This is a genomic window from Cellulomonas sp. IC4_254, assembly GCF_011603975.1.
Taxonomy (GTDB): domain Bacteria; phylum Actinomycetota; class Actinomycetes; order Actinomycetales; family Cellulomonadaceae; genus Cellulomonas.
Genome location: NZ_JAANNB010000192.1, coordinates 1 through 7,475 on the forward strand (window position 1 = coordinate 1; position 7,475 = coordinate 7,475).

11 protein-coding genes are annotated in these 7,475 nt (G+C 76.0%); 3 read left to right on the forward strand and 8 right to left on the reverse strand.

All coding sequences use genetic code 11. The features are described 5' to 3' along the window. Window positions 1-3: 3 nt before the first annotated feature. Window positions 4-678 (reverse strand): 2-phospho-L-lactate guanylyltransferase, encoded by a 675-nt coding sequence (gene cofC / locus G6556_RS15615; RefSeq protein ID WP_166943417.1) that lies wholly within the window; start codon window positions 676-678, stop codon window positions 4-6. 9 nt (window positions 679-687) lie between these two features. Then, the gene (locus G6556_RS15620; protein ID WP_166943420.1) at window positions 688-1,068 is read right to left on the reverse strand and encodes a DUF1801 domain-containing protein; all 381 of its coding nucleotides are present in this window, start codon (window positions 1,066-1,068) and stop codon (window positions 688-690) included. A 163-nt stretch (window positions 1,069-1,231) separates the two neighbouring features. Between G6556_RS15620 and G6556_RS15625 the strand changes: the two genes are divergently transcribed. Next, window positions 1,232-1,414: a hypothetical protein gene (locus G6556_RS15625; RefSeq protein ID WP_166943423.1), complete on the forward strand. Its 183-nt coding sequence runs from the start codon at window positions 1,232-1,234 to the stop codon at window positions 1,412-1,414. 67 nt (window positions 1,415-1,481) lie between these two features. Beyond that, the gene (locus G6556_RS15630; RefSeq protein WP_166943426.1) at window positions 1,482-2,054 is read left to right on the forward strand and encodes an HhH-GPD-type base excision DNA repair protein; all 573 of its coding nucleotides are present in this window, start codon (window positions 1,482-1,484) and stop codon (window positions 2,052-2,054) included. A 47-nt stretch (window positions 2,055-2,101) separates the two neighbouring features. Here G6556_RS15630 and G6556_RS15635 read toward each other — a convergent pair whose 3' ends face one another. Both G6556_RS15635 and G6556_RS15640 read right to left on the reverse strand, forming a co-directional pair. Further along, entirely contained in the window at window positions 2,102-2,860 is a 759-nt protein-coding gene (locus G6556_RS15635) for an NAD(P)H-binding protein (RefSeq protein WP_166943429.1), read from the reverse strand. 155 nt (window positions 2,861-3,015) lie between these two features. Continuing rightward, complete coding sequence (locus G6556_RS15640; RefSeq protein ID WP_166943432.1) at window positions 3,016-3,408, reverse strand: hypothetical protein; 393 nt, start codon at window positions 3,406-3,408, stop codon at window positions 3,016-3,018. Window positions 3,409-3,568: 160 nt separating this feature from the next. On the opposite strand from G6556_RS15640, the gene G6556_RS15645 reads away from it, so the two are divergent. Beyond that, window positions 3,569-3,949 carry a YbjQ family protein gene (locus tag G6556_RS15645; RefSeq protein ID WP_166943435.1) on the forward strand — a complete coding sequence of 127 codons (381 nt, stop codon included), beginning with the start codon at window positions 3,569-3,571 and terminating at the stop codon, window positions 3,947-3,949. Between the two features lie 42 nt (window positions 3,950-3,991). Here G6556_RS15645 and G6556_RS15650 read toward each other — a convergent pair whose 3' ends face one another. From G6556_RS15650 to G6556_RS15665, 4 genes are all read right to left on the reverse strand, one after another. Further along, a complete protein-coding gene (locus tag G6556_RS15650) occupies window positions 3,992-4,825 on the reverse strand; it encodes a coenzyme F420-0:L-glutamate ligase (protein ID WP_346774938.1) in 834 nt (277 codons plus the stop codon). A 2-nt stretch (window positions 4,826-4,827) separates the two neighbouring features. Continuing rightward, window positions 4,828-5,847, reverse strand: coding sequence for a TIGR03557 family F420-dependent LLM class oxidoreductase (locus G6556_RS15655; RefSeq protein WP_346774939.1), 1,020 nt, complete (start codon window positions 5,845-5,847; stop codon window positions 4,828-4,830). A 100-nt stretch (window positions 5,848-5,947) separates the two neighbouring features. Continuing rightward, a complete protein-coding gene (locus G6556_RS15660) occupies window positions 5,948-6,325 on the reverse strand; it encodes a hypothetical protein (RefSeq protein ID WP_166943441.1) in 378 nt (125 codons plus the stop codon). Window positions 6,326-6,412: 87 nt separating this feature from the next. Then, the gene (locus G6556_RS15665) at window positions 6,413-7,261 is read right to left on the reverse strand and encodes a LysR substrate-binding domain-containing protein (RefSeq protein ID WP_166943444.1); all 849 of its coding nucleotides are present in this window, start codon (window positions 7,259-7,261) and stop codon (window positions 6,413-6,415) included. Window positions 7,262-7,475 lie beyond the last annotated feature (214 nt).

Sequence of the window (7,475 nt, forward strand, 5' to 3'; positions counted from 1 at the left end):
GCCTCAGCCCAGCGGTCCCAGCCGCCGGAGCAGCGCGCCCGTCCGTCCGCCCACGCCGCGCGCGACCAGTGCCGCCAGGTCCGCCGGCACGTCCACGTCGTGCCGGAGCGTCGCCTGCGGGGGCAGCGCGATCTCGGCGTGCCCCAGCGCCCGGTGCGCCGCCGCCGACCCGCCGCCGAACGCCGGCCGCAGCGTCGACCCCGCCCGCGCGGTGAGCAGCGTCGTCCCCGTGCCCTCGGCGTCGGGCAGCACCGCCAGCGGGTGCGCCTCGGCGGCCGCGAGCGCCGCGTCGAGCTCGGCCGGGTCCAGCCCCGGCAGGTCGCCCAGCAGCACCCCGACGTGCGCGGTCGGCGCCTCGCCGCGGGCAGCAGCGGCCCCGGCGGACACGGCGCGGTCCAGAGACGCCCAGCCGCCCGCCGCGTCCTCGGGCGCCGGCGGCGGCTCGGGCAGCACGCGCACCCGCGGCAGCGCGGCCGCGGCCGCCGTCACCTCGGGGTCGGCGGTCACGACGAGCACCCGGGCCACCCGCGGGGTCGCCAGCACCGCCTCGACCGTGTCCAGGGCCATCGCCCGCACGAGCGCGGCGCGCGCCCGCGGCTCCAGCACGTCGGCCAGCCGGGTCTTGCCGCGCCGCGCGTCCTTCACCGGGACGACCAGGACCCACCGAGCGAGCAGCACGGACGCACCCTACGCGCCTCCGGCTCCCTCGCGTCCGCGGTCCAGGGCCGCGTCGATCTCGGCCCGCCGCCCGGTGACGAGCGCGTCGAACGCCTCCGCGGGCAGCGGCCGCCCGGCGGTGAACCGGATGCCGCCCTTCGTCGCGTCGAACCCGTCGAGCGTCGCCAGCACCGCGGCCGTGACGTCCGAGCTGAACGGGTACGCGGTGCAGCCGCGCGGCCCCACCGCCACCGCCACCAGCGGCCGGCCCCGGTAGCGATAGGCGGCCATGCCGTAGCTGGTGCCCTCCTCGGCGTCCGGCACCAGCGCCGGCGCCCGGTCGAGCAGCGCGGCGACGACCGCGCGCTCGGGGTCGGGCAGCGACGCGACGTAGTCCGTGACCTCGGCCATGGGTGCTCCCCCTCTTCCCCGCGGGCCGTCCTCCCCCGATCCTGGCAGCGCGTCGTCCGCGGCGTCAGCCCCTCGCGATCACCCGGATGCGCCCTCCACCCGGGCCGCGACCGGCCGATGGGTGGGAGGACAGGACGTCGAGGGACCGGGCAGGAGGCGGGCGATGAGCGGGCGGCAGCGCGTGATGTCCGTGCTCACCCTGGCGGGCTGCCTGTTCGGGGTCGTCGGGATCCCGCTCGGCTGGGGCGCGCACCCGCCGGCGCGGTTCTGCGCCACCGCGGCGGACTGCCCGGACCTGCGCTGGTCGACGGCCCTGACCGACCCGGCCGGCGACGCGGCTCCCTGACCCCGACCGATCGGCGGCGGGGCCCCGCGGGCGGACGTCGCGCAGGGCCGGTGCGACAATCCCTGGCATGACCCTGTGGCTCACCGGCGACGCCGACGCGGACCGCCTGCTCGACTCCGACCCGTTCGCCCTGCTCGTCGGGATGCTCCTCGACCAGCAGGTCACGATGGAGTCGGCGTTCGCGGGCCCGGCCAAGATCGAGCAGCGGATGGGCGGGTTCGACGTGCGGCGGATCGCCGAGGCCGACCCCGAGGAGTTCACGGCGCTGGCCGCCACGCCCCCGGCCGTGCACCGGTTCCCGGGGTCGATGGCGGGCCGGATCCAGGCGGTCGCCCGCGCGGTCGCCGAGGAGTACGACGGCGACGTCACCCGCATCTGGACCGACGGCGACCCGGACGGCGCGACGGTGCTGAGGCGGCTGAAGGCGCTGCCCGGCTTCGGCGACCAGAAGGCGCGGATCTTCCTGGCGCTGCTGGCCAAGCAGCGCGGCGTCACGCCGGCCGGCTGGCAGGAGGCCGCCGGGGCCTACGCCGACGACGTGCCGCGGTCGATCGCCGACGTGCGGGACCCGGAGTCGCTGCGGCGGGTCCGCGAGACCAAGCAGGCCGCCAAGGCCGCCGCCCGCGCCGCGAAGGGCTGACCCCGGGTCGGCGGACCGGACCGCCGCCCGACCGCACCGGCGCCGGCTCAGCCGGCCCGCACCGCCGAGCGCAGCCAGTCGTCGAACGACAACCGGCCCCGGACGGCGTCGGGCCCACCCCGGAGCGCACCCGACGCGAGCCCGGCCCCGTACCGGCCGGGGAGCCGCACCTCGAGCACCCGGCGCCGGGTGCCCTCGTGCGCCGACAGCCGGCGGATCATGGCCGCGAGCGTGTCGTCGGCCGGCCCGACCAGGTCGGGCGCCCGCCCGACCGGCCCGTTCTCGGCCACCGCCACCAGGTGCTCCGCCACCTCGGCGGCCGCGACCGGCCGGGTGAGCGTGCGCGGCGCGAGCGTCACCGGCCCGACGGACGCGCGCCCCACGATCTGCCCGGCGAACTCGTGGAACTGCGCCGCCCGGACGATCGAGTGCGGGACCCCGCCCGCCGCGACCAGCCGCTCCTGGGCGAGCTTGCCCGCGTAGTACGACGCGTCGATCCCGTCGATCCCGACGATCGACAGCGCGACGTGGTGCGGCACCCCGACCCGCCGCTCGGCGGCCAGCAGCCGGCCGGTGGTGGCGGTGAAGAACGCGACGGCACCCTTCGCCGACAGCGTGCTCGTGCTCAGCACGTCCACGACGACGTCCACCCCGGCGAGCGCCGCGTCGACCGCGGCGTCGGGGCCCGCGGCGACGTCGACCCCACGGGCGCGGCTCAGCACCACGACGTCGTGCCCACGCTCGTCGGCGACCCGCACCACGTGCCGCCCCACCGTGCCGGTCCCACCGCAGACCGCGATCCTCATCTGAGCCTCCTCGTGCTCGTGCGCGGCGGGCGCCGCGCTCCGAGGTGGTGACGACGCGGCGCGTCCGGATGTGAGGCCCGGGCGACCGGGAGCGGGTCCGGGTCCGTCACCTGTGCTCCTCCGCGGCGTGGGCGACGGGCCCGTGCGCCGGGGACCTAGCCGGCGAGCCCCTTCGGCACCGACAGCCCCACGAGGCGGAGCAGCCGGACCGCGGTCTCCTCGACGAACGTGTCCTCCGGCTCCTCGCCCTCGACCGCCATCAGCCGCCGGACCTCACCGGGCTGGACGTCGAGCGCGCCCACCTGCTCGGCCCACGTCGCGAACGCCTCGGCCTCCGCCTCGATGTCGACCGGCTCGCTCTCTGCCGGGTCGTCGTAGAGGTCGCGCGGCTGGAACCCGAGGTAGAACCGGCCCAGGCCCTCCGGGGCCGGGCGGTAGTCGATGACCGCGATGTCGCTGTCCTGGATCTCGATCGCCAGGCTCGGGGTCGTCGCGAGGTCGCCGCCCCACCGACCGTCGCCGTACTGGAACTTCTCGGACGTGCCCACCCGGGCCTCCCTCTCGTCGTGCCCCCGCCGTCGGCGCCGCGCCCGCGGACCCGGCCTCGCGATGCTAGCCGCGCCCGACCGGGTGGCGGCGGACCCGGCGGCCGGGTGATCTCGCGCGCCGGGTTCGCGGGGCGCCGCCGGGGCCTGGCACGATCGCCGCATGATCGTGGTGACCAGCAACGAGATCCCCGGCTACCGCATCCAGGCGGTGCTCGGCGAGGTCATGGGCCTGACCGTCCGCTCGACCAACATCGGGGCGAACTTCACGGCGGGCTTCCGCTCCATCGGCGGCGGCGAGATCCCCGAGTACACCAAGATCATGTACGAGTCCCGGCACGAGGTGATGCGCCGGATGACCGAGGAGGCCGCTCAGCGCGGGGCGAACGCCATCGTCGCGATGCGGTTCGACACCGACTCGATCGGGCAGTTCAGCGAGGTGTGCGCCTACGGGACCGCGGTGATCGCCGAGCCGATCCCGGCGGGCGAGCCGGGGGCCACGGGGCAGTCGGCGCAGATCGCGGGGCAGCAGCCGGGTCGCTGACGCGGTCGGCGGGCGGCTCGCGCGGGCCGCCGCGCTCGTCGGTCAGGCAGGGGCCGCTCCCGAGGCGCCGGCGGCGTCCTTCCAGCCGCGCGCGTACGCCTCCGCGGTGCCCTCGGCGAACATGTCGTCCGGCCCGGTGCGCACCAGCACCCGGGCGCCCGGTCCGTCCTCGGCGGTCACGACGTGCGCCAACCCGCGCACGACGGCCACAGGCCGTCCGGTCGCCTTGCCCTTGACCAGCTCCGCCGCGGCGGCGATCTCGTCGGCGACGGCCGCCATGCTGACCTGGAGCGGGCGCCCGTGGGTGTCGGTCGAGCCGCGCAGGTCGTCGAGCACCTGCACGCCCGCGGCGCCGATCGCGATGTCGGTCTGCCCCTGCCGCCACGGCCGCCCGGCGGTGTCGCTGACGACGACGCCCACCCGGACCCCGAACCGCGCGGCCAGCGCCGCGCGCAGCGACCGGGCGGTCGCGTCCGGGTCGACCGGCAGCAGCAGGACGGTGCCCTCGTCGGTGTTCGACGCGTCGACGCCCGCGGCGGCCATGACCAGCCCGAGCCGGTTCTCCACGATCCGGGTCACGCCGCCCGGGTGCTCCCGGGTCGCGACGACGCGGACCGTCTCGGCGGTGATCGCCGCCTCGCGGTCCTCCGCCTGGACGACCCGGCCCTCGGCCTTGGACACGATCTTGCTCGTCACGACGAGCACGTCGCCGTCGGCGAGCGCCGTCGCCGGCCGGGCCGCCGCGTCCGCCGCCAGGGCGTCACCGAGCAGCGCGGCGAGGTCGTCGCCGGGGCGCACCTCGCCGATGCCCGGGACGCCCCAGGCGGTCAGCAGGTCCGCGGCCGCCGAGGCCGGCCCGGGCGCGACGTCCGGCACGGTCAGCGCACCAGCTTCGGCAGCACGTCGCGGCCGAACACGTCGATCCACTCGCGCTGGTTGCGGCCCACGTTGTGCAGGTAGACCCGGTCGAAGCCGAGGTCGACGTACTTCTGGATCTCGGCGCGGTGCACGTCGGGGTCGGCCGAGATGACCATGCGGCCCTCGAAGTCCTCCGGGCGGACGAGCTTGGCCATCTGCGCGAAGTCGAACGGCGAGCGGATGTCGCCCTTGGGGAACTTCATGCCGCCGTTGGGCCACTCGACCATGGCGTTCTCGAGCGCCTGCTCGTCGGTGTCCGCCCAGGACAGGTGCAGCTGCAGCACCTTGGGCAGGTCCTCGGGGTTCCGGCCCGACTCGCGGACGCCCTCGTCGAACTTGCCGAACAGGCCGCTGATCTTCTCCAGCGGGGCGCCGACCGTGATCAAGCCGTCGGCGTGCTTGCCGGCGCGCTTGGCGGTGACGGGGCCGGCCGTGGCGACCAGGATCTCCGGGGCGACCTCGGGCATGGTCCACAGCCGGGTCGACTCGAGCTTGTAGAACTGCCCGGCGTGCTTGACGTCCTTGCCGGCGAGCGAGGCCGAGAACAGCTTCTTGATGATGTCGATGGCCTCGAACATCCGGTTGATGCGCTCGGGCGCCTCCGGCCAGTACTGCGCCGTGATGTGCTCGTTCAGCGCCTCGCCGGACCCGAGGCCCAGCCAGTGCCGGCCGGGGTACATGGCGGCGAGCGTCGCCGACGCCTGGGCGACCATCGCCGGGTGCCACCGGAACGTCGGCGCGGTGACGCCGGGGCCCATGTCGCCGGTCGTGCGCTCGCCGAGCGCGGCCAGCACGTTCCACACGAACGCCGACTGCCCCTGCTGCGGGACCCACGGCTGGTAGTGGTCGGCGGCCATCGTGCCGAGGAACCCCTGCGACTCCGCGTACGCCGACAGCTCGACGGCCTCCGTCGGATGGAACTGCTCCAGCATCGCCGCGTACCCGACCTGCAGGCCCTCGGCCACCACACCCTGTGCCACGAACGCTCTCCCTCGTGCCCGGGCCGGCACGGCTGCCGGCCCTCGATGAGCCTAACCAGGAGGTGTTACGGGGACATTCCGTGCACCGGCGCCGACGGCGTCACGCGCCCCGGTACAGGTGCACCAGGTGCCCGCGGGCGTGCAGCCGGGCGGCGACCGCCTCGCTCACCTCGGCGAACACGTTCTCGGACCGCTGCACGCCGAACGCGCCGCCCATCGCCCCGGCGCCCGAGTCGCGGGCGAACCGCGCCACCGGCGTGCCCTGGTGGTCGAAGAACTGGACGCCGTACACCAGCCGCTGGTTCTTCCGGCCGGCGAGCACCCCGAGCAGGGCGGTCGCGGTCGTGCTGCCGCGGGCGACCTCCCACGAGCCGTCCGGCCGGGGCGTGACGGTGAACCCGTGCTCGCGGAGCGCGTCGGCGAGCTCGGCGCGGGCCGCGCCCGGGTCCCCGGTCAGGAAGTAGTCGGCGCTGGCCACGGCGGTCCTCTCGGGTCGTCGGCCCGGCCGGTGCGCGCGGGCCGGGCGTGACGGTAGCGCAGCGCGGCCCGTCCGCGGCGCGGGTGGTCAGCGCGGCGCCTGGCCGAGGATCGCCGAGGTGAGCGCGTCGATCGGCTCGCGCGGCGACTGCGGGTTGGCCACCAGCGTGATGTCGACGTCACCCAGGTCCGGCAGGCCGAGCGCCGCGGCCGGCAGCTGCACCAGGTCCTCCGGCAGCAGGCTCTGCGGCAGCACGGCGATGCCGAGCCCGGCTCGCAGCGCGGCGAGCACCCCGTTGACCTCGACGACCTTGCACGTCGTGCGCCACGGCCGGCCCGCCTCGGTCAGCGCCCGGACCGCGGCCTGCCGGGTCAGCGAGGCCCCCTGGTAGGTGATCAGCGGCACCGGCGCCTCGGCGTCCACCGCCGTCCCCGGGACCGCGACCCACACCAGCCGGTCGCGGCGGACCAGCTGCCCCTCGGCCTGGCCGGTCGCCTCCTTGATGTAGACGAGGTCGAGCTGCCCCGCGCGCAGCCGCCGGTGCAGCGCGCCGCTCTGCGCGACGGTCAGCTCCAGGTTGATCCGCGGGTGCAGCCGGCGGAAGTCGCGCAGCACGCGCGGGAGCTGCGCCAGCGCGAGGTCGTCGGCCGCGCCGAACCGCAGCCGCCCGTGCATCGCCGAGCCGGTGAAGTACCGGGTCGCCTCGTCGTGGGCCGCGAGGATCGTCCGGGCGAACGTCGCCATCGCCTGGCCGTCGTCGGTGAGCTGCACGCCGCGGGTGTCCCGGTCCAGCAGTCGACGCCCCGCGGCGTCCTCGAGCTTGCGCACGTGCTGGCTGACCGTGGGCTGCGACAGGGACAACCGGCCCGCGGCGCGCGTGAAGTTCAACGTCTCGGAAACGGCGAGGAAAGTGCGGAGCTGGTCGGGGTCAAACACGGCGCTCCTCCGTCCCGGACCGCGGGGCCCTGGCCTGCGTCGTCATCACGTCATCATTACAGAAGATGATCACAGTCATTGCTGCCATCACCTCAAGAAATCGCCCCGGGCGCCGTAGCCTAGAGGGACACGACTCGTCACGGACCTGAGTTCCGCACCGACACCACACCGCATCGCCCAGCAAGGAACACCTGTGCCCTCGGCTCGCCGCCCG

Coding starts and splice junctions, on each gene's coding strand:
- G6556_RS15645 (WP_166943435.1), top strand. CDS start 3,569: ATGATCGTGGTGACCAGCAACGAGATCCCCGGCTACCGCATCCAGGCG.
- G6556_RS15630 (WP_166943426.1), top strand. CDS start 1,482: ATGACCCTGTGGCTCACCGGCGACGCCGACGCGGACCGCCTGCTCGAC.
- G6556_RS15625 (WP_166943423.1), top strand. CDS start 1,232: ATGAGCGGGCGGCAGCGCGTGATGTCCGTGCTCACCCTGGCGGGCTGC.
- G6556_RS15620 (WP_166943420.1), bottom strand. CDS start 1,068: ATGGCCGAGGTCACGGACTACGTCGCGTCGCTGCCCGACCCCGAGCGC.
- G6556_RS15635 (WP_166943429.1), bottom strand. CDS start 2,860: ATGAGGATCGCGGTCTGCGGTGGGACCGGCACGGTGGGGCGGCACGTG.